The organism is Pseudomonas frederiksbergensis (assembly GCF_003732705.1).
GTDB lineage: Bacteria > Pseudomonadota > Gammaproteobacteria > Pseudomonadales > Pseudomonadaceae > Aquipseudomonas > Aquipseudomonas frederiksbergensis_F.
The window spans coordinates 414,686-435,310 of the sequence record NZ_MOBR01000009.1 but is presented as its reverse complement, the minus strand read 5'-3'; the positions used below and the strand labels follow the sequence as shown (position 1 = coordinate 435,310).

At 57.5% G+C, this 20,625-nt stretch carries 24 protein-coding genes; 10 read left to right on the top strand and 14 right to left on the bottom strand.

Translation table 11 applies throughout. The annotated features are described in order from the left end of the window. Positions 1-47 precede the first annotated feature (47 nt). The 5 genes from alkB to BK667_RS13630 form a co-directional block, all read right to left on the bottom strand. On the bottom strand, positions 48-728 hold the full coding sequence (gene alkB, locus BK667_RS13645; RefSeq protein ID WP_123597908.1) for a DNA oxidative demethylase AlkB: 681 nt from the start codon (positions 726-728) through the stop codon (positions 48-50). Continuing rightward, complete coding sequence (locus BK667_RS13640) at positions 718-1,407, bottom strand: 2OG-Fe(II) oxygenase (protein WP_123597907.1); 690 nt, start codon at positions 1,405-1,407, stop codon at positions 718-720. The genes alkB and BK667_RS13640 overlap by 11 nt, the downstream gene beginning before the upstream one ends. Continuing rightward, positions 1,404-1,904 (bottom strand): methylated-DNA--[protein]-cysteine S-methyltransferase, encoded by a 501-nt coding sequence (locus BK667_RS13635; protein ID WP_123597906.1) that lies wholly within the window; start codon positions 1,902-1,904, stop codon positions 1,404-1,406. The genes BK667_RS13640 and BK667_RS13635 overlap by 4 nt, the downstream gene beginning before the upstream one ends. A 125-nt stretch (positions 1,905-2,029) precedes the next feature. Further along, a complete protein-coding gene (locus tag BK667_RS33260) occupies positions 2,030-2,206 on the bottom strand; it encodes a hypothetical protein (protein ID WP_185058211.1) in 177 nt (58 codons plus the stop codon). 29 nt (positions 2,207-2,235) lie between these two features. Further along, positions 2,236-2,541 (bottom strand): DUF1883 domain-containing protein, encoded by a 306-nt coding sequence (locus tag BK667_RS13630; protein WP_054050556.1) that lies wholly within the window; start codon positions 2,539-2,541, stop codon positions 2,236-2,238. 211 nt (positions 2,542-2,752) lie between these two features. Between BK667_RS13630 and BK667_RS13625 the strand changes: the two genes are divergently transcribed. Beyond that, positions 2,753-3,109 (top strand): hypothetical protein, encoded by a 357-nt coding sequence (locus BK667_RS13625; RefSeq protein ID WP_123597905.1) that lies wholly within the window; start codon positions 2,753-2,755, stop codon positions 3,107-3,109. Between the two features lie 71 nt (positions 3,110-3,180). Beyond that, on the top strand, positions 3,181-3,411 hold the full coding sequence (locus BK667_RS13620; protein ID WP_054050560.1) for a hypothetical protein: 231 nt from the start codon (positions 3,181-3,183) through the stop codon (positions 3,409-3,411). An 11-nt stretch (positions 3,412-3,422) separates the two neighbouring features. Here the strand turns inward: BK667_RS13620 and BK667_RS13615 are convergent, their stop codons facing one another. Together BK667_RS13615 and BK667_RS13610 are read right to left on the bottom strand one after the other, a co-directional pair. Further along, the gene (locus tag BK667_RS13615; RefSeq protein WP_054050561.1) at positions 3,423-3,704 is read right to left on the bottom strand and encodes a hypothetical protein; all 282 of its coding nucleotides are present in this window, start codon (positions 3,702-3,704) and stop codon (positions 3,423-3,425) included. Positions 3,705-3,841: 137 nt separating this feature from the next. Next, entirely contained in the window at positions 3,842-4,030 is a 189-nt protein-coding gene (locus BK667_RS13610; RefSeq protein ID WP_054050563.1) for a hypothetical protein, read from the bottom strand. A 259-nt stretch (positions 4,031-4,289) separates the two neighbouring features. On the opposite strand from BK667_RS13610, the gene galU reads away from it, so the two are divergent. Next, a complete protein-coding gene (gene galU, locus BK667_RS13605) occupies positions 4,290-5,129 on the top strand; it encodes a UTP--glucose-1-phosphate uridylyltransferase GalU (protein ID WP_123408027.1) in 840 nt (279 codons plus the stop codon). A gap of 129 nt (positions 5,130-5,258) precedes the next feature. After that, positions 5,259-6,617 (top strand): glutathione-disulfide reductase, encoded by a 1,359-nt coding sequence (gorA, locus tag BK667_RS13600; RefSeq protein WP_123597904.1) that lies wholly within the window; start codon positions 5,259-5,261, stop codon positions 6,615-6,617. On the opposite strand, the gene BK667_RS13595 is transcribed toward gorA, so the two are convergent. Then, positions 6,614-7,624: a DNA-binding protein gene (locus tag BK667_RS13595; protein WP_123597903.1), complete on the bottom strand. Its 1,011-nt coding sequence runs from the start codon at positions 7,622-7,624 to the stop codon at positions 6,614-6,616. The two genes, gorA and BK667_RS13595, sit on opposite strands and share 4 nt — an antisense overlap. A 177-nt stretch (positions 7,625-7,801) precedes the next feature. Between BK667_RS13595 and BK667_RS13590 the strand changes: the two genes are divergently transcribed. The 3 genes from BK667_RS13590 (at position 7,802) to ahpF (ending at position 11,153) form a co-directional block, all read left to right on the top strand. Further along, positions 7,802-8,746, top strand: a complete 945-nt coding sequence (locus BK667_RS13590) for a site-specific integrase (protein WP_123508219.1) — start codon at positions 7,802-7,804, stop codon at positions 8,744-8,746. Positions 8,747-8,892: 146 nt separating this feature from the next. Further along, positions 8,893-9,456 carry an alkyl hydroperoxide reductase subunit C gene (gene ahpC, locus BK667_RS13585; protein WP_123597902.1) on the top strand — a complete coding sequence of 188 codons (564 nt, stop codon included), beginning with the start codon at positions 8,893-8,895 and terminating at the stop codon, positions 9,454-9,456. 131 nt (positions 9,457-9,587) lie between these two features. Continuing rightward, a complete protein-coding gene (gene ahpF, locus BK667_RS13580; RefSeq protein WP_123597901.1) occupies positions 9,588-11,153 on the top strand; it encodes an alkyl hydroperoxide reductase subunit F in 1,566 nt (521 codons plus the stop codon). A 185-nt stretch (positions 11,154-11,338) separates the two neighbouring features. Here the strand turns inward: ahpF and gloA are convergent, their stop codons facing one another. Beyond that, entirely contained in the window at positions 11,339-11,860 is a 522-nt protein-coding gene (gloA, locus tag BK667_RS13575; protein WP_123508222.1) for a lactoylglutathione lyase, read from the bottom strand. A gap of 145 nt (positions 11,861-12,005) precedes the next feature. Between gloA and BK667_RS13570 the strand changes: the two genes are divergently transcribed. Then, complete coding sequence (locus BK667_RS13570; protein ID WP_123508223.1) at positions 12,006-12,530, top strand: DUF4946 domain-containing protein; 525 nt, start codon at positions 12,006-12,008, stop codon at positions 12,528-12,530. Positions 12,531-12,745: 215 nt separating this feature from the next. Here BK667_RS13570 and BK667_RS13565 read toward each other — a convergent pair whose 3' ends face one another. From BK667_RS13565 to BK667_RS13555, 3 genes are all read right to left on the bottom strand, one after another. Continuing rightward, positions 12,746-13,111 (bottom strand): histone-like nucleoid-structuring protein, MvaT/MvaU family, encoded by a 366-nt coding sequence (locus BK667_RS13565; protein ID WP_123408041.1) that lies wholly within the window; start codon positions 13,109-13,111, stop codon positions 12,746-12,748. Between the two features lie 224 nt (positions 13,112-13,335). Next, positions 13,336-14,871: an EAL domain-containing protein gene (locus BK667_RS13560; protein ID WP_123597900.1), complete on the bottom strand. Its 1,536-nt coding sequence runs from the start codon at positions 14,869-14,871 to the stop codon at positions 13,336-13,338. Positions 14,872-14,933: 62 nt separating this feature from the next. After that, positions 14,934-15,806: a LysR family transcriptional regulator gene (locus BK667_RS13555; RefSeq protein ID WP_123508225.1), complete on the bottom strand. Its 873-nt coding sequence runs from the start codon at positions 15,804-15,806 to the stop codon at positions 14,934-14,936. 69 nt (positions 15,807-15,875) lie between these two features. Here BK667_RS13555 and BK667_RS13550 point away from each other — a divergent pair, with 69 nt between their 5' ends. Both BK667_RS13550 and hppD read left to right on the top strand, forming a co-directional pair. Beyond that, positions 15,876-16,820 (top strand): DMT family transporter, encoded by a 945-nt coding sequence (locus tag BK667_RS13550; RefSeq protein WP_123597899.1) that lies wholly within the window; start codon positions 15,876-15,878, stop codon positions 16,818-16,820. 252 nt (positions 16,821-17,072) lie between these two features. Next, a complete protein-coding gene (gene hppD / locus BK667_RS13545; RefSeq protein WP_123508227.1) occupies positions 17,073-18,149 on the top strand; it encodes a 4-hydroxyphenylpyruvate dioxygenase in 1,077 nt (358 codons plus the stop codon). 134 nt (positions 18,150-18,283) lie between these two features. Here hppD and rarD read toward each other — a convergent pair whose 3' ends face one another. Together rarD and BK667_RS13530 are read right to left on the bottom strand one after the other, a co-directional pair. Continuing rightward, positions 18,284-19,171 carry an EamA family transporter RarD gene (gene rarD, locus BK667_RS13540; protein WP_123508228.1) on the bottom strand — a complete coding sequence of 296 codons (888 nt, stop codon included), beginning with the start codon at positions 19,169-19,171 and terminating at the stop codon, positions 18,284-18,286. 330 nt (positions 19,172-19,501) lie between these two features. Further along, positions 19,502-20,515: an aldo/keto reductase gene (locus tag BK667_RS13530; RefSeq protein ID WP_123597898.1), complete on the bottom strand. Its 1,014-nt coding sequence runs from the start codon at positions 20,513-20,515 to the stop codon at positions 19,502-19,504. Positions 20,516-20,625 lie beyond the last annotated feature (110 nt).

Sequence of the window (20,625 nt, the reverse complement as noted above, 5' to 3'; positions counted from 1 at the left end):
ATTAAGCAGTCGGCAGGAATGCAGCACTCCGGGTCTTGCGGTCAAATTCAACCCGCCGTACGAAACGTAAAATTGATCCGCTGTTCGCCCAATCGCGGATGCTGCCCGTCCTTGATCGGCAAGACGCCGTGATAACGCAAGCGATCCACTCCGCCCCAGACCACGATGTCACCGTGAAACAGCGCTACGCGCTGACTCTTGTCACTGCGCTCGAAGCCGCCAAACAAAAACATCGCTGGCAAACCCAACGACACCGAAACGATGGGCGCGGCGTAGGAACCTTCGTCTTTGTCCTGATGCAATGACATCTTGGCGCCTGGGATATAGCGGTTGATCAGGCAGGAATCCGGCACGAAGTCGACAAATCCTGCTTCCCGTGCCGCTGCTTGCGCCAACTCGAAAAACACCTCAGGCATCTCCGGCCAGGGTTTCCCGGTTTGCGGATCGTTGCGGGTGTAACGGTAACCGCTGCGATCGGTGGTCCAGCCCAGCCTGCCGCAACTGCTCAAGGCTACTGACATGGTAAAACCGCCGGGCGTGACCATTTGCCGAAACGGTGCGGCCAGTAGAACGGCTTCCAGCGCCGGCAACAATCTGTCGATCAAGGGCAGGGCAAAGCCCCGGAGCACGTAGGACTGTTCGCCGATCTGCTCGCGTCGGGGCGATTGCTCGGGCTCGCTGTCGGCGAACATGTCGAGGGTGGTCGGGTTCATGGCTTCATAACGCATCGTGAAAGATGATTCCAAGGGTATGCCGTTTGCCGCTGTGCAGGCGACTGACGCCGTGGCGCAGGGTTACGCGGTAAAAACCACGAACGCCTTTGACCGGGCGCTGGTTGACGGCAAAGATCAGCCCGTCACCTTTCTTCAGGCCGATGACCTGGGGCCGCGATTGCATGCGCGGACGTTGCTCGGTCAGCACGAATTCGCCGCCGGTGAAGTCTTCGTCGGGTTCTGACAGCAAAATCGCCACTTGCAGTGGGAAAACGTGCTCGCCGTATAAGTCCTGATGCAAGCAGTTGTAGTCCTGCGGGCCATATTGCAGCAACAGCGGTGTCGGCCGCTCCTGACCAGCGGCGTGGCAGCGTTCAAGAAACGCTTCGTGGCTGACGGGGAAACGGGTCGGCAGGTCCATTTGCTCATACCAGCGATTGGCGATGGGCACCAATCGCGGGTAGAGCGCGCTGCGCAACCGGGCCACCGTTTCCGGCAACGGGTACTTGAAGTACTTGTACTCCCCGCGCCCGAAGCCGTGGCGGGCCATCATCACTTGCGAGCGGAAGGGCTCGTTTTGCGGGTACAGCTTGCTCACTTGATCGCACGTCTCGGGGCTCAACAACGAGCGGATAATCGCGCACCCGTCCTGATCGAGCTGTTGTTCCAGCAGCGTCCAGTCCAGCTTGCTCATAGCTGAGCCTCGCGATCCAGTAACTGCTGCTTGCGTTCCAGCCCCCAGCGATAGCCACCCAGGCTGCCATCCTGGCGCAGCACCCGATGGCAAGGGACGATCACGGCAATCGGGTTGGCGCCGCAGGCATTGGCGACGGCACGAAAAGCCTTGGGCTGGTCGAGACGTTGCGCAATGTCACGATAGCTGGCGGTCTGACCGACCGGAATTTGCCGCAGCGCCGCCCAGACCTGGCGCTGAAAAACGCTGCCCGCCAGATCCAGCGGAAAATCCAAGGCCTGGTGTGGATTGTCGAGGTGGCGCAAGGTCTGTTCCAGCTGAGGGATTAGACCTTCATCGCGTTGGCGTTCGCCGCAGAAGCGCCGCGCCAGATCGCGCTCAAGGCTGGCCAGGTCATCGCCAAGCAGCAACGCACAAAGCCCTTTGTCACTGAAGGCCAGCAACAATACGCCCAGCGAGCAAGTGCCGCTGATGTAGCGAATCGAGGAAGTAGACATGTTCTGACTCCTTAACCAAAGGTTGAGGTGGCCAGTCTAGGGAGCGCCGATCGAGGGAACACTCCGGTGCTTGCGGTCGAATTCGGACGGGGGAGCCGACGTCCCTGTTGTCGCTCCCGATCGTGTTACAGCGCTTTGCTGACGCTGATGTCGCTGATCACGTCTTCGCTCTGGCCATGAATGGCGTCCAGTGCGGCCTTGGCTTCGGCTTCGGTGCCGTTTACAAGCTGGGCAAATTCGAAGCGGCGCTCGCCGTTGAGTTTGTATTTGATGACGTACTTGGTCGTTTGGGCCACGGTCATGATTGCCTCTTTACGTGTAAGGGCTTTACTCAGCTCAGTTTTGTGCTGGAGCGGCGGACGATCTTGATCGAGTGGGTCAGGGTCGGCTTGCGGGTGACGCTGATGGCCTTGCGGCTGTTGACCATGTCGATGGTAATGTTCCAGAAACCGGTGCTCGGCGCGGTGATTCGCGCCGGGAACGTGTCGAATGCACCGCCGTGGTAAGTGTGACGGCCGCCATTCTTGAAACTGCGGAAGTTGGCGTCGTTCATCAAGCGGATGTTGCACATTTGGGAGCACTGGATGACGACGATGTCGTCCTCATTGAGGTGCTCGCGCTGGTGGATAAATTTCATGAGGCGCCTCCAGAAGGGCTTTTTCTACAAAATCAAAACGATAGCAGGGCAATTGGCAGAGTTTATCAGCCCGAACGGGTTATTATCTGGCTGTCGGCGTCGTGTTTGACAATTAAAAACAGTTATTCGGAATTCTATGAGCGATAAATGCAACGAGCCTCGGAGAAAAACAGTCTTTATGCTGTCGGAGGGTCTTTATCGGAGGTTTTATATGAAATGGGGTGTACTGGTCCTGCCAATGGTCTTGGCGGTGAGTGGTTGTGCAAACGTCGCAGAAATCAATGAAACACTGCCGACCATGAGCGTGATATCAGGTAAAAAACCCCATGAATATGCGCAATGCCTGGTTGAGAAACTGGCTTCCAGCCGCGGTGCCTTGCAGCTTGAGCCGCAAAAGGACGGTGTGCGTGTGATCGTTCCAGGGAAATTTTCCTCGGGGCCTGCGGCGGTATTTGATATCGAAGACCGTTCCGGCGGCAGTGGCATCAAACTGCATGAACGCATGTCCAACGTGCCGGTACGTCCCAAGGATGTACAGCGTGCCGCCACCGCGTGTATTTCCGGCTGATGGATTATCGACAGCCCGCCTGATGCCGCCAAAGCCATGCTTTGGCGGCATTGTCATTTCTGGAGCCGCGCATGAAGCGAGAGCAAGTACGGGAACGCCATGCAGAGGGCCATATCTCTGCCACCCACGTGATTCAGAACCCGGCGAACTCGGGGGAGTGGATCGTGTTTTTCAAGAAGAGCGCCGGGCGCAGTTATTTCCTGGTGGATGATAACGATGAAGTTGAATCCTTCAGTCGGCTGGACGATTTGATCGAGACCGTGCGCGGCCTCGGGATCAAGTTTGCCGAAATCCACATGTAGGGCAGGGCGCCTTACTTGCAGACCACCACCACGCTGCGGTTCTTGAAGTTGCCAACGTCGACGCCCAGGGTCTTGTCGCTTTCCTTGGTCGAGGGCGTTCCATCGGTGCCCACGATCCGGTAGCCGGTGCCGGCGCAGGAGTCATCGGCTTTTTCGTAGCAGGTGGCCCAGGAATTGGCTTCCCCGGAGCAGTCGATGGTCAGGCCTTGTTCGCCATTGTTCAGGTAGGTTTTTTCAGATGTCGCGCAGCCAGTGAGCGCCAGTACCGCAATCAGTGCCAGAAGTTTGTTCATGTCGTTGTCGTCGTCAGATGATGGGGCTAAGCCTGTGACAGCAGCGCTGTCAAAAGGTTATAGCGATTGGCCACTTTGTTGCGGGCAAACATAAAAAAGCCCTGCGCGAAGGCAGGGCTGCTCGAATCAGGTGCGTTTCAGGACTTGTCCTTGCCGCGCCGCTTCGGGCCTGCGGGTTGATCTTGCAACACTGATGCCACCTCGATCGCCAACGCTTCGGTCGGGAAAGGTCCGGCGATATTCTCGCCCGCAACGCTGTCTACCCACCATTGGCCGTCCTTCGCCTGGTTGATCAGGTACCCGTTGACGCTTTTTGCTACCGACATCTATCTGCCTCGTTGGCTTGGTTCAATCGCGCCATGATACCGCCAAATGCACTCAACGGGTGCTGATGGGCGTATGGTGATGTGATTCTCGGTCAGCGCAAAGCCGATGGTCTGTGCTATCAATAAAAGCTTATGGGAACTATCCGCCAGAATATTTCTCTATGTTGGCATCGGTTAGCCAGTGCGGGGCATTGTAAGGTGCACGCCGCCTGATTAGACTGCGCCGAAACTCGTACACACAGCCCTTTCAAGGACTTATATGATCAAGAAATGCTTGTTCCCAGCAGCCGGTTACGGTACTCGCTTCCTGCCAGCGACTAAAGCCATGCCCAAAGAAATGCTGCCGGTGGTAAACAAGCCACTGATCCAGTACGGCGTCGAAGAAGCACTGGACGCTGGGTTGACTGAAATCTCCATCGTGACCGGTCGCGGCAAACGCGCCCTGGAAGACCACTTCGACATAAGCTACGAGCTGGAAAACCAGATCAAGGGCACCGACAAGGAAAAATACCTGGTCGGCATCCGTAAACTGCTCGACGAGTGCTCGTTCTCCTACACTCGCCAGACCGAAATGAAAGGCCTGGGTCACGCGATCCTGACCGGCCGCCCACTGATCGGCGACGAACCTTTCGCCGTGGTGCTGGCGGATGACTTGTGCGTCAACCTCGACGGTGACGGCGTCCTGACCCAAATGGTCAAGCTGTACAAACAGTACCGCTGCTCGATCATCGCGATCCAGGAAGTCGACCCGATGGAAACCAACAAGTACGGCGTGATCGCCGGTGACTTGATCGGTGACGACCTGTACCGCGTACGCAACATGGTTGAAAAACCAGCGCCGGAAGATGCACCGTCGAACCTGGCGATCATCGGTCGTTACATCCTGACCCCGGACATCTTCGACCTGATCAAGCAAACCGAGCCAGGCAAGGGCGGCGAGATCCAGATCACCGACGCCTTGATGAAGCAGGCGCAGAACGGTTGCGTGATTGCCTACAAATTCAAAGGCAAGCGTTTCGACTGCGGCGGCGCTGAAGGCTACATCGAAGCGACCAACTTCTGCTTCGAGAACTTCTACAAGACGGGCAAGGCTTACTGATAGCGCTTGAACCCTTGTATTGAGAAAACCACCTTCGGGTGGTTTTTTCGTTTTCCGGCCCCATATTGTTCGCAGCGCTTGCCCAATGGGCGTCTGCGGGTATGCTGATGGCCTGCCGAGGAGATAGAAATGGCCTACGATTTTGACCTTTATGTGATTGGTGCCGGTTCCGGCGGTGTGCGGGCTGCGCGATTCGCGGCCGGTTTTGGCGCGAAAGTGGCCGTGGCCGAGAGCCGCTACCTGGGCGGTACGTGCGTCAACGTTGGCTGCGTGCCGAAAAAACTGCTGGTCTACGGCGCGCACTTTGCCGAAGACTTCGAGCAGTCCTCCGGTTTTGGCTGGAGTCTGGGCGAGGCGAAGTTCGATTGGGCGACGTTGATCGCCAACAAAGACCGCGAGATCAATCGCCTGAACGGCATTTATCGCAACCTGCTGGTCAACAGTGGCGTGACCCTGCATGAAGGCCACGCCAAGATCGTCGACCCGCACACGGTCGAGATCAATGGCGAGCGACACACGGCGAAAAACATTCTGATTGCCACTGGCGGCTGGCCGCAGATCCCGGAGATCCCGGGGCACGAACACGCGATCAGTTCAAACCAGGCGTTCTTCCTCAAAGAATTGCCGAAACGCATTCTGGTGGTCGGCGGCGGTTACATCGCGGTGGAATTCGCCGGGATCTTCCACGGTTTGGGCGCCGAGACCACGCTGCTGTATCGCGGCGATCTGTTCCTGCGCGGCTTTGACGGCGCGGTGCGCAAGCATTTGCAGGAAGAACTGACCAAGCGTGGCATGGATCTGCAATTCAACGCTGATATCGAGCGCATCGAGAAACTGGCCGATGGCAGCCTGAAAGCGACCCTCAAGGATGGCCGCGAGCTGGAAGCTGACTGCATTTTCTACGCCACGGGTCGGCGTCCGATGCTGGACAATCTTGGGCTGGAGAACACCAGCGTCAAACTCGACAAGAAAGGTTTCGTCGAAGTGGACGAGCAGTACCAGACCGCCGAGCCATCAATCCTGGCTTTGGGCGATGTGATCGGTCGCGTACAGTTGACGCCAGTCGCACTGGCCGAAGGCATGGCCGTTGCGCGGCGCTTGTTCAAGCCTGAGCAATATCGTCCGGTGGATTACAAGATGATCCCGACGGCCGTGTTCAGCTTGCCGAACATCGGCACTGTCGGCTTGAGCGAAGAAGAAGCCTGGGAGGCCGGGCACGACGTGGTGATTTACGAAAGCCGTTTCCGGCCGATGAAGCTGACCCTGACCGAGTGTCAGGAGCGCACGCTGATGAAACTGGTGGTGGATGGCAAGACCGACAAAGTCCTGGGTTGCCACATGGTCGGCCCGGATGCCGGGGAAATCGTGCAAGGCCTGGCGATTGCCCTGAAGGCCGGCGCCACCAAGCGCGACTTCGACGAAACCATCGGCGTGCATCCGACGGCCGCCGAAGAGTTCGTCACCATGCGTACGCCTGTCGCGAGTTAATCGTCCTTCGCTGCGTCTGGTGCTGTCGCAACGACTGCCGCCAGACGCACGCTTTCATCCAGGCTGGCCTGGGTCTTCGCCAATTCGATTTCCAGTGACTGATTGATCTGCGATTGCTCGTCGACGCTTTGCTTGAGCGCCTGACTTTCCAACAGGGCAATGCGCAGGCGTTCCTGGAGGAGGGTGCGCTCGCTGTCCACGCGGTTGGCTTGCTCCAGCAGTTGATCCTGACGCGTGTTGGCTTGTTTGAGATGTTCCTGCAACAGGCTCAACTCTCGCAATGTTCCGCGATTCTCGGTCAGCACCCGTTCGTTGTCACGGTGCAACTGGGTGATTTCATCCTGGCGGACAAGGGCGCTTTGTTGGGCCTGGCGCAATTCCATCTGAATCTGCTGCACCTGACCTTCGTGGCGGCGCTGATCCTGCTCGCGTTGCTCCTTGACCGCATTGCGGTAATGCTCGAGCGCATCCCGGGCGTGCAGGTGTTTTTCCTCAAGGGAGCGGATCTGCTCGTCCTTGTCCTTCAAGCGTAATTCGAAATCTGACAATGCCTGATTCAACCCGGCGTTGCGGGTTTGCTCGGTCTGCAGCATCGAGCGGGTTTCCAGCAGCGCGTCGGATTCCTGGGTCAGGGCCAGGCTTTGAATCTCGTATTGCTGGTGCAATTCGTTGTTGGCCTCGCGGGCTTCGTCGAGTTGCGATTCCAGCTCTTTGCGCTGGCGATCGAACTGCTCGCGTGCCTGATCGATGGGCTCTTGCGCCTGTTCTTTCAGGCGCTGCGCCAAGCGCGCCACCAAGCCTGCCAGTTCGTCATCAATCGGTTCCTGAGTCGTTTCCGCACGCTCCGGGCCACCATCAAGCTCTTTCAGATAGCGATGAATCGTGGTTTTCGAACCGGTATTGCCCATCTCGATCCGTACTGCATCGATGCTGGGGTTCTCGCCACGGGCGAGGATTGCCAACCGTGCCGCTTGCACTACCGCTTTATTTACGCCGCCACGAGCCATGAGTTCTCCTACGATTTCGTACTGTGGTACATATCATCAAGTACGCAGTGTACCATCGAAGCTAGAAAGTTAAATCCTTTAAGTTTATGGCACGGGATATACTGGTATTACCCCGTGTGATGAGCTGTAGACGCAGTTTCCACCCGCCAAAGCGGTACGTTTTCGAGAGTTGAGCCCATGTCCGATCTGGATCGCTACCTGCAAGCCGCCACCCGCGACAACACCCGTCGCAGCTACCGCGCGGCCATCGAGCACTTCGAAGTCAGTTGGGGCGGGTTCCTGCCGGCGACCAGCGACAGCGTCGCGCGCTACTTGGTCGCCCATGCGAGCGTGCTATCGATCAATACCTTGAAACTGCGTCTATCCGCATTGGCGCAATGGCACAACAGCCAGGGTTTTGCCGATCCGACCAAGGCGCCGGTGGTTCGGCAGGTGTTCAAGGGGATTCGGGCGTTGCACCCGGCCCAGGAAAAACAGGCCGAGCCGTTGCAACTGCAACACCTGGAGCAAGTTGTGGCGTGGCTTGAGCAGGAAGCGCAAACCGCCCGAAAAGAAGGTGACCAACCCGGATTGTTGAGGGCAAGGCGCGACATGGCGTTGATCCTGCTGGGCTTCTGGCGCGGATTTCGTAGTGATGAGTTGTGCCGCTTGCAGATCGAACACGTAAAAGCGGTCGCCCAATCAGGCATCACGCTTTACTTGCCCCGCAGCAAAAGCGATCGGGAAAACCTCGGCAAGACTTACCAGACGCCGGCACTGCAGCGCTTATGCCCGGTGCAGGCCTACATAAACTGGATCACCGAAGCGGCATTGGTGCGCGGTCCGGTATTTCGCGGCATTGACCGTTGGGGCCACCTGAGCGAGGAGGGGCTGCACGCCAACAGCGTGATCCCGTTGCTGCGCCAAGCGCTGGAACGCGCCGGCATTCCCGCCGAGCACTACACCAGTCACTCCTTGCGTCGCGGTTTTGCAACATGGGCCCATCAGAGTGGTTGGGACTTGAAGTCGTTGATGAGCTACGTGGGCTGGAAGGATATGAAGTCCGCCATGCGCTATGTTGAAGTCAGCCCGTTTTTCGGGATGACGCCCCTCACGGAAAAAGCCATTGGCGCTGCTCAGTAGGTTTTCTTCTATTAATACTGTCGGCTAATAGCGAAAACCAATGAGCAGCATGAGCTTTGCCAATGAGCCATGCGGCAATCGAGTGGGTAGGATTCACCACATCAACTTTTCAACCCAAACTTTTCAACCCTGACGGAGAGTCACCGATGCCTATCATCAACAGCCAAGTAAAACCGTTCAAAGCTACCGCTTACAAAAATGGCGACTTCGTACAAGTGTCGCACGCTGACCTGAAAGGCAAATGGTCGGTCGTGTTCTTCTACCCAGCCGACTTCACCTTCGTTTGCCCAACCGAACTGGAAGACCTGGCTGACAACTACGCCGCATTCCAGAAACTGGGCGTCGAAATCTACAGCGTTTCCACTGACACCCACTTTGCACACGCTGCCTGGCACAACACTTCGCCAGCCATCGGCAAAATCGAATACACCATGATCGGCGACCCGACCCACGCCATCTCCCGCAACTTCGACGTGCTGATCGAAGAAGTTGGCCTGGCTGACCGTGGCACCTTCGTGATCAACCCAGAAGGCCAGATCAAAATCGTTGAACTGAACGACGGCGGTGTGGGTCGTGACGCTTCCGAGCTGCTGCGCAAAATCAAGGCTGCTCAGTATGTCGCTGCTCACCCGGGCGAAGTCTGCCCAGCCAAGTGGAAAGAAGGCGAGGCCACTTTGGCTCCGTCCCTGGACCTGGTCGGCAAGATCTAAGTCTGTGACAAAAGCAACATCAGGGCGGGTTTCCGCACCTCAGTAAGCTGCAACCGCCCAATAAAAACGCCCGGGCGAGATTCGCTCGGGCGTTTTTTTTCGCCTCAAATAAAGTAAAGGAAATCGCCCGTATGTTGGACGCCAATCTTAAAGCCCAGTTGAAATCGTACCTGGAACGGGTCACCCAACCGATCGAGATCGTTGCCTCCCTCGACGACGGTGCGAAATCCCAGGAAATGCTTGAACTGCTGAAAGACGTTGCCAGTCTTTCCACTCAAATTACTTTGCTCGATAACGGTGATGATGCACGCAAGCCATCGTTCTCGATCAACCGCCCGGGTGCCGACATCAGCCTGCGTTTCGCCGGCATCCCCATGGGCCACGAATTCACCTCTTTGGTGCTGGCCTTGCTGCAAGTCGGCGGTCACCCGTCGAAAGCCAGTGTCGAAGTGATCGAACAGATCCGCTCGCTCAAAGGCGAGTTCAGCTTCGAGACGTACTTCTCGCTGTCCTGCCAGAACTGCCCGGACGTGGTCCAGGCGCTGAACCTGATGGCGGTGCTCAACCCGAATATCCGTCACGTCGCCATCGACGGCGCACTGTTCCAGGCTGAAGTCGACAAACGCCAGATCATGGCCGTGCCGAGTGTTTACCTGAACGGCGAGATCTTTGGCCAGGGCCGCATGGGCGTGGAAGAAATCCTCGCCAAGATCGACACCAGTGGTGCCGAGCTTCAGGCCGAAAAGATCAGCGCCAAAGAAGCCTTTGACGTATTGATCGTTGGCGGCGGCCCGGCCGGTGCATCGGCGGCGATCTACGCTGCCCGCAAAGGCATTCGTACTGGTGTGGCCGCGGAGCGTTTTGGTGGGCAGGTGCTGGACACCATGGCCATCGAAAACTTCATCTCCGTGCAGGAAACCGAAGGGCCGAAACTGGCCAGCGCCCTGGAAGAACACGTCAAACAGTACGACGTCGACATCATGAACCTGCAACGGGCCACGGCCCTGATCCCGGCGAAAAACCCTGGCGAGTTGCACGAAGTGCGCTTCGAAAGCGGTGCCAGCCTGAAAACCAAGGCACTGATCCTCGCCACCGGTGCGCGCTGGCGCGAAATGGGTGTACCGGGCGAGCAGCAATATAAAGCCAAGGGCGTGTGTTTCTGCCCGCACTGCGATGGTCCGTTGTTTAAAGGCAAGCGCGTGGCGGTGATCGGCGGCGGTAACTCCGGCGTCGAAGCAGCCATCGACCTGGCCGGCATCGTCAGCCATGTCACGTTGCTGGAGTTCGACAGCAAGCTGCGCGCCGATGCCGTACTGCAACGCAAGTTGTACAGCCTGCCGAACGTCAACGTCATCACCAGCGCGCTGACCAGCGAAGTGAAGGGTGATGGGCAGAAAGTGACCGGGCTCGTCTACAAGGACCGCGATTCGGGTGAGTTCACCACGGTCGAGCTGGAAGGGATCTTTGTGCAGATCGGTCTGTTGCCGAACACCGATTGGCTCAAAGGCACCGTTGAGTTGTCACCGCGCGGCGAGATCATAGTCGATGCCCGTGGCGAAACTTCGCTGCCAGGTGTGTTTGCCGCCGGTGACGTGACTACCGTGCCGTACAAGCAGATCGTGATTGCGGTGGGCGAGGGCGCCAAGGCTTCCCTGAGCGCATTCGATCACCTGATCCGCACCTCGGCCCCGGCTTAATCGCCAGCGCTGAAAACACAAAACCCCATGAGTGATCATGGGGTTTTTTTATGCCAGGCACTGATCGTTCCCACGCTCTGCGTGGGAATGCAGCCCGGGACGCTCTGCGTCCCAAAAGCGTGACGCGGAGCGTCACAGGAGGCATTACCACGCGGAGCGTGGGAACGATCGGCGGTGGTGTGTTTTTACATTGGCGCAGGCTGGATGATTTCGACCCAGTAAGCATCCGGGTCCTTGATGAACGCCAGGCTCTTCATGCGGCCATCGTTCAAGCGCTTCTGGAAATCACAGCCCAAGGCTTCGAAACGTTCGCACGCAGCACGGATGTCCGGTACCGAAATGCAGATATGACCGAAACCGCGCGGGTCGGTGTTGCCGTTGTGGTAGGCGAACTCTGGATCGTTTTCGGTGCCGTGGTTGTGGGTCAGCTCCAGAATGCCGGGGATCGATTTCATCCACTCGGTACGCGCCGCAGCATCGGCCGGGATCTGGCTTTTATCCACCAGCGCCAGGAAGTACAGGCTGAACTCGGCTTCCGGAAAGTCGCGCTTTTCAACCAGTGAGAAACCGAGGATGCGCGTGTAGAAATCCAGGGACTTGGTGATGTCCTTGACCCGCAGCATGGTGTGGTTGAAGACGAACTTTTGGGTCGCGGTGTCAGGTGCGGCGGTGACGCCGGGGAAGGTGTTCAATTCGTGCAGGCTCATGGGCCCTCCGGAAAATAAGTGGGGCTGGCGAATGGTCGCAATGATACGCAAGCGTCCCGACATCGCCAAACCAAAACGCCCGGCTATTGCCTGGCGGCCGGGTGAGGCTCAGACTTTGTGGTTCAATTTGTGAGTGCCTCTCCTAATGATCCGACCGTTTGCATCGCTATTCGTTTTCCTGGGTTTGTTTGCACTGGCCACGGCGGTTCAGGCAGATACCCCGAGCATCACCTGGCCAAACGGCTGGGAGGTGGAAGTCGTCGCGCCAAATGAAGCCGCGCCGCAAGTGTCCCGGCAACGCGCGGTGAAAAACGACGCCGATGGCAATCAGGTGCTGGTGATGGAATTGACCATGACCCCAGTGGAAAGCGGCCATCAGGTGAACTTGCAGGGCGTGTTGCTGGAGATGCGCAAGTCGGTGCAGAAAGATTTTTTCCAGGGTGGGTATCAAAGTGTCTGCAACAAGATTCACCCGGCCACATTGAGTCAACTGTCGGCACTTGAAACCACGTGCACGGTCACCCAGAACGGCCGACACGTGCTCTCTCAAACATTGGTCGCCGCCGTACAGGCGGACAAGGCTTATGTTCTTTCCTACGCCGGGCAGGCCGAGGTTTATAAGGCAAGTCAGGACGAAATAGAGGCGGCCCGTAACAGCTTGAAACTTTAGATGGAGAGTTGAGGGTCGTGGATTTTGCAAGGTTCGCGTTGTTAGATACCCAAAAGGATTAAGCCCAAAGTAAGACGGCAAGTACCGAGTGTGCTCAGGGGGCGGGACCTCATTACAAGGCATTTCCAACTTTATCGGCGACTATCGTTGCATTTTTTAGATAACGTCCATGAAAAAGCCCTGCATTAGCAGGGCTTTTTTGTAGCCGCGAAGGGTTAACCGCGCAGCCAGGAATCGACGGTGGCTGCACCGTACTGTTCCTTCCAGGCTTTCAGACCACGGTGGTTGCCGCCCTTGGTTTCAATCAATTCACCAGTGTGCGGGTTGTGATAGACCTTGACCACGCGGGCGCGGCGGGTCTTAGGAGCTGCGGCTTGTTGCAGGCCCGATTTTGCCGGGTTCGGATCGAGAATGGCGATGATATCGCGCAGGCTTTTGCCGTAGGTTTTCATCAGCCCCTGGAGCTTTTCTTCGAATTCGATTTCTTTCTTGAGCCCGGCATCGTTCTTCAAGGATTCCAGCTGCTTTAGCTGTTCTTGAAGGGCCTTTTCAGCTGCACGAAATTCAGCGAGTCTGGACAATATCTTTACTCCAATAGTGTGTTTGGCTGATACCAACCGCAAACAAAGCTATAAGCCAAGAGCCTTGTAGCGACTCGGTGATAATGGCTCACCTGCCAATCTTGCACAGGTAAGAAAAATTGTAGTAGTTAATTGCCCAAGAGTAAATCATGTCTTTTTCTTCATGTAACAGCAGCAGTCTTTTGATTCAATTTGGTGCGGGTTTTTGTTATCGGCAGCGCCGTTTAATGACGACTTAATGCATTAATGAAGTCCGCGCCAGGCATCGGCCGGCCGAACAGGTAGCCTTGCAGGAAGTTCACGTGGTGGGCGGTCAGGTAATCGCTTTGCTCCTCGGTTTCTACACCTTCGGCAACAATTCCCAAGTCCAGCTTGGCCGAAAGTTCGATGATGCTGTCCAGAATGTGCCGGGAGAGGGCGTCAGCACCGATCATGGCGACAAAACTCTGATCGATTTTCAGAAAGTCCACATTGAATTGGCGCAGATACCCCAGGCTCGAATGGCCGGTGCCGAAGTCATCAATCGCGATCATCACGCCCAATCCGTGAAGCTGCTCGAACAATTGGTGAGTGATGGCCGTGGGTTCGATCAGTTCGCGCTCGGTCAACTCCAGCACCAGGCTCACGCTGCCAGGCGCGAAGGCCCTGAGAAATTCGCGGCAATCTTCAACCAGTTCCAGGTCCTGGCAGTGGCTGGCGGTGATATTGATCCCGATATGAAACGGCTCGCCAAACGAGGCCGATACTGGCGCCAGCAACGCAGCGGTCTGCTGCATCAATGAGCGGGTCATCGGCACGATCAGCCCTGAGTGCTCGGCAAACGGGATGAACAGGTCCGGGCGTACCAGACCTTCCTTGGGATGATTCCAGCGCATCAACACCTCGGCGCCGCTCCACTTTTTAGTGTCGCCATGCACCACGGGCTGAAAATACGGAATGAACTCTCCGGCCTCCAGTGCACGTTGCAGTTCAACGCTGGGGGATGAGGCGCGTTTTTGCAGGATGTGCCCGATCAAGCCCGACACCCCGCCAAAAAAGATCAACAGACTGAACAACGGAGGGTATTCGCGACTCATGTAGCGCCAGGTTTCGCCTTCGGGGAATCCGGCGGCCACGGTGAACGCATATTGCTCGGAAACGCGCGTGCTTTGCGCCACCGGCAAAACGGGCAGGGCGCTGTCGTGGACTTTGCCGTCGGCGGATAACCAATTGTTGCCCACTTGTAGCAACAACGAAGTTTGACGGCCGATCAGCCGCAGTACGTTACTCAAGTGATAACCGTCGAGGGTGCTCAGCGCGCCCTTTTTTCCATCGCTGAGGCGGTACACCAGCAACGCGGTGTTGGGCGTTACCGGATTGCCGCTCATCAACCATAACTGGCCCCGGGTGTAGTTACTGGGGTTGACCTTCTCCTGATAATCACCGAACAACGAGCTGCAATAGATGTTGTTGTCCCAGACCAGATTGGTCGACCGCACAAAGGGCCGGCGGGTTACCTGTTCGCGCAACGCCAGTTTGGTGTCGTTGCAACTGTCGCCGGCCAGGGGCAGCAATACCCGCGCGGCCTCGGCGGTGTTGTCGAGCATCAGATTGAATTGACGCAAGGCTTCGTCGGCGGTTTGTTCGGTACTTTGTTTCAGTACGCGTCCGGCTTGCACATAAAGAATGGCGACGCCCAACAGAACCGGGAGCACCCCACTCAAAATAGTCACAGCAATCCGGGTGCTGCGCTTGCGGCGGGATTTGACGGTCAGTGGCATTTGCGAAACCAAAAAGAGTTCAGTCAATGGCCATGATAGATGGCCATTCGGGCTTATGCCGCTCAGCGATAGCTTAGTTTGGAGGCCAGTTCGATAAACGCCAGCGTTGCCGGGGATGACTGGCGCTGATCCAGCACGGCCAACCCGACCTGCCGTTTGATGGGGGGCGACAGCGGTCTTTGCACATAGCGGCGGTCGTGGTCCGCCGGCAATGAGCTTTCGGCAACGACGGTCAGGGCCGCGCCACGGCCCACAGTGTCCAAGGTGCTGAGCAGCTGCGAGCAGCGATAGCGGATGTTCGGCGTCAGCCTGGCTGCACTGAACAGTCGGGAAACCAGTTCCGAAGAACCGGCCTCAGTCAGCACGAAAGGATCGTGACACAGGTCTTGCAAGCTCAAGCTATCGTGTGCAGTCAGCGGATGATCGACAGGCAACAGCGCCACCATCTGGTCCTCGATCAGCGCAAACGTGTCGAATCGCTCCTCGGGCAGCACCACGAAACCCACATCGATGCGCCGCTCTTCCAACCACTGAATCACCTGGCGGTCAGGGCCTTCGTCAATGTGCACTTCGATACCAGGATGAGCCGCACGGTAGCTTTCCAGGATCTTCGGTAGCAACTTGATCGAAGAGGTCGGACCGAACGAACCAATGCGCAGCGTCCCGCGTTTCATCCCTCGGGCATCGGCAGCTTCCTGGCGCAACGTGTTGGCCAGCCCGAGCATCGCCCGGGCGCGCAACAGTAGTTGCTGACCGATATCGCTGAGTTCGACCTGAGACTGATGGCGGCGCAGCAGTTCAACGCCCAACTCCTGTTCCAGCGATTTCAGCGCGTGGGAAACAGCCGATTGCGAAATGCCCAGACGATGGGCGGCCGCGGTGAAGCCGCGCAGTTCGGCCACCAGGGAGAAGATTTCCAGTTGAGTCAGGGTCATGAGTGTTTACTCATTTTACGATGATCAGGCATTAGTCCGATGATACGTCATCCGTTCTTCTGGTGACTTATGAATAGCTATGAACAAAGCCTGACAAAACCGTCGGATGTACCGGTTTACCTGAAGCTGGCGGCGGTGACGATGATTTGGGGCGGGACTTTTGTGGCCGGGCGGTTTTTGGCCGACAGCCTGAGCCCGTTGTTTGCCGCCAGCCTGCGGTTCTTGCTCGCCAGCCTGGCGTTGCTGTTGTTTGTGGCGTTGGCCCGCGTGACGTTAGTCCGGCCAAGCCTGCGGCAATGGCTGCAATTGGCGTTACTGGGGTTCTTCGGGATTTTCTTCTACAACCTGTGCTTCTTTTATGGACTGCATTACATCAATGCCTCCCGGGCATCGTTGATCGTGGCGTTGAACCCGGCGGTGATTGGCCTGGCGTCGTGGCTGTTGTTCAAGGAGCGCTTGAGCCGGACGAAAGTCGCGGGGATCGCGATCTGCATCGCCGGGGCAGGGCTGGTGATCGTCAGCCGCAACCCACAATTGCTGGCGGCCAACGCTGATGCGTGGATTGGCGATCTGCTGATTTTCGGCTGCGTGTTGAGTTGGGGCGTTTACTCGCTGTTTTCCAAGGAGCTGAATCAGACGTTGGGGCCGGTGCAGACGGTGACGTATTCGATCCTGTTGGGCACGGCGATGCTCTGGCTGACCAGCGCGGTACGCGGAGAATTGAGTGTTGAAGCGCTGCTCAGCCTGGGGCCGCAACAATGGATGAGCCTGATGTACCTGGGCGTGCTCGGCTCGGCACTGGCCTACATCGGCTACTACGACGGCATCCGCAAAATCGGCGCAACCCGTTCCGGCGTGTTCATCGCCCTGAATCCGCTGACCGCGGTCATCCTCGGGGCGTTGCTGTTGGGCGAGCAACTGACGCTGGCCATGTGCCTGGGTGGCGGGCTGATTCTGACGGGAATTTACCTGTGCAACAAACCGCTTGCGCCGGCCTCGAAAAAGGGGATTTGATACAGAAGGCGGACAAACCGTTTTACGCTGTGTAGAATCGGTTTACGCATACAATAATAAACGTCTTCTGGCAGCAGAAGCCTCGCCCGCAAGAGCCTTGGGTCGACAATGAAGAGTTTTGGGTTTCAATTGATCTACGGTGACTTCCTCGCCCGCAGCGTTCGGGGCATCTCCTGTGCGCCACCCGCCAGTCTCAGCATTGCTAGCAACTAACGATCCGTTAATTCTAAAAATGATGATGAGGCGCCAACCATGGCAGATTTATACGAAAACCCAATGGGCCTGATGGGCTTTGAATTCATTGAGTTCGCATCGCCGACCCCCAATACCCTGGAGCCGATCTTCGAGATCATGGGCTTCACCAAGGTCGCGACCCACCGCTCCAAAGACGTGCACCTGTATCGCCAGGGCCAGATCAACCTGATCCTCAACAACGAACCCCACAGCGTTGCTTCGTACTTTGCGGCCGAGCATGGTCCGTCGGTGTGCGGCATGGCGTTCCGCGTCAAGAACGCGCAACAGGCGTTTGCCCGTGCCCTTGAACTCGGCGCTCAGCCGATTCATATCGAAACAGGCCCGATGGAGTTGAACCTGCCAGCGATCAAAGGCATCGGCGGCGCGCCGCTGTACCTGATCGACCGTTTTGGCGAAGGCAGTTCGATCTACGACATCGACTTCGTGTTTATCGAAGGCGTTGATCGCAACCCGGAAGGGGCGGGCCTGAAGATCATCGATCACCTGACCCACAACGTGTATCGCGGGCGCATGGCCTACTGGGCCAACTTCTACGAGAAGCTGTTCAACTTCCGTGAAATCCGTTACTTCGACATCAAGGGCGAGTACACCGGCCTGACCTCCAAGGCCATGACCGCGCCGGATGGCATGATCCGCATCCCGTTGAACGAAGAGTCGTCCAAGGGCGCCGGGCAGATCGAAGAGTTCCTGATGCAGTTCAACGGCGAAGGCATCCAGCACGTTGCGTTCCTCAGCGATAACCTGATCGACACCTGGGATCGCCTGAAGAAAATCGGCATGCGCTTCATGACCGCGCCACCGGAAACCTATTACGAAATGCTGGAAGGCCGTTTGCCGAATCACGGCGAGCCGGTCGATCAACTGCAAATGCGCGGGATTCTGCTAGACGGTTCGTCCGAGTCGGGCGACAAGCGCCTGCTGCTGCAAATCTTCTCGGAAACCCTGATGGGCCCGGTGTTCTTCGAATTCATCCAGCGCAAGGGCGATGATGGTTTCGGCGAGGGTAACTTCAAGGCGTTGTTCGAATCGATTGAGCGGGATCAGGTTCGTCGTGGTGTGCTGGCTACCGAGTAAGCCGCAACACAAATAGAAAAGCCCGGTCAGTTGACCGGGCTTTTTCGTTTTTGCTGTCCGTAGGAGCGAGGCTTGCCCGCGAAGGCGTCCTTGAAGGCGACAAAAAGCTTCGCGGGCAAGCCTCGCTCCTACAGTTACATAGGCTTGCGGCGCTGCCGGACCAGATGCTTGAACCCTTCAAACACCAGCACCACCACCGCCAACCAGATCGGTATGTAGGTCAGCCATTCCCCAGGTTTGATGCTTTCTCCCAGCAGCAGCGCCACGCCCAGCAACAGCACCGGTTCGACATAGCTCAACAACCCGAACAGGCTGAACGGCAACAAGCGACTGGCGATGATGTAGACCACCAGCGCCGAAGCGCTGATCAATCCGAGCACCGGGATCAGCAACGACAGCCACGGGTATTGGTCGAACACGCCGAAACCTTGTTCACCGCCCCAGACAAACCAGAACGCCACCGGCAACATCAGGGTCATGTCCAGCCACAAGCCGCCAAGGTTGTCGGTCTTCAGCCATTTGCGCAGCACGAAGTACATGGGATAGCCGACCACCACCAGCAAGGTCGCCCAGGAAAAGCCGCCGACCTGGTACAGCTCGTTCAGCACACCGAGGGTGGCGAAAAACACCGCGATTTTTTGCAAATAGGACAGGCGCTCGCCATATGCGATGCGTCCGGTCAGCACCATCGACAGCGGCAGCAGGAAATACCCCAGCGACACGTCGAGGCTGTAGCCGTTGAGCGGTGCCCACATGAACAGCCAGAGTTGCAGGCCCAACAACGTCGCCGACACGATCAAGACCGCCAACAACTTTGGCTTGCCGCCCAGACGCTTGAGGATCTCCACCGCGCGCCGCCATTCGCCGGACACCAGCATGAACACCGTCATGCAGGGCACGGTCAGCAGCATCCGCCAGCCGAAGATTTCTACGCCGCTCAACGGAGTGAGCAACGAGGTGTAGTAATACATGACGGCGAACAGCACCGAGGCTGTGACCGATAGAGCGATACCTTTAGACAAACTGTCCTCGCGGAGTTGAACGTGAAACGGGGCGCAGAGGATACGTGGTTTTCAAGGTGAATATTGACCGATCAATCAACACCGTCCGAATGTGGGAGCGAGCCTGCTCGCGAAGACGGACCATCAGCCAACATCCATTCTGAATGTTAGACCGCTTTCGCGAGCAGGCTCGCTCCCACATTTGATCCTTGCCACCTACAAGATTTGCAATCAACACACACCCCTGTGGAAGCGGGCTTGCTCGCGAAGAGGCCGTGTCAGTCGACATCTGCATTGCCTGACACTCCGCCTTCGCGAGCAAGCCCGCTCCCACATGGGGAATGGGATTTTTCAGGTGTTACGGGGTTTACGCCCGGAGACGAAATGGCTGACGTCATTGAACCCCGGTGTCGAGGAATGCCCGGGTGTGACCAGGGAATCAATGAAGGCTTCGTCTTGCGCGGTGATCTTCACCGTCTGCGCCTTGGTGTAGGCATCCCACTGTTCTTCGGTACGCGGGCCGACGATGGCGGAGGTGACGGCGCTGTTGTTGATCACCCAGGCGATGGCAAATTCGACGATGCCCACGCCGCGGCCCTGGGTGTATTCCTGGATCTGCTGGGCAATGCGCAACGACTCGACCCGCCATTCGGTTTCAAGAATACGTTTGTCCTGACGCCCGGCGCGGCTGTTGGCGTCCGGGGTCACGTCCGGTGCGTATTTACCGCTGAGCACACCACGGGCCAATGGGCTGTAGGGCACCACGCCCAAGCCGTAAGCGTGAGCGGCGGTGATTTGTTCGGTTTCGGCCTGGCGATTGACGATGTTGTACAGCGGCTGGCTGATCACCGGCCGGTCGACACCGAGCTTATCGGCCACGCGGATGACTTCAGCGATGCGCCAGCCACGGTAGTTGGACAGGCCCCAATAACGGATCTTGCCCTGGCGAATCAGATCGCCGATGGCAGAAATCGTCACTTCCAGCGGCGTGTTGTGGTCTTCCCGGTGCAGGTAATAGATGTCGACATAGTCGGTGCCCAAGCGTGTCAGGCTGGCGTCGATGCCATTAAAGAGGTGCTTGCGGCTCAGGCCGCTGCGATTCGGTACGCCGTCCACCGGGCCGAAACCGACTTTGGTGGCGAGCACCCATTCGTGGCGGTTGCCGGCGACGGCTTCACCGACGATCTCTTCGGAGCGGCCACCGGTGTAGACGTCGGCGGTGTCGATTAAATTGATGCCCTGGTCCCAGGCCTTGTCGATGATCCGCAGGGAATCTTCGGTGCTGGTCTGTTCGCCGAACATCATGGTGCCCAGGGTCAGGGTGGACACCTGCAGACCCGAATGACCCAATGTGCGGTAGCTCATGACGAAATCCTTTTGCCGATGGGAAAGGCGTCAATCAAATACCAGAACAGCTGTCCGGAGCAAACGGATTTATCGACACAACCCTATGATCGTTCCCACGCTCTGCGTGG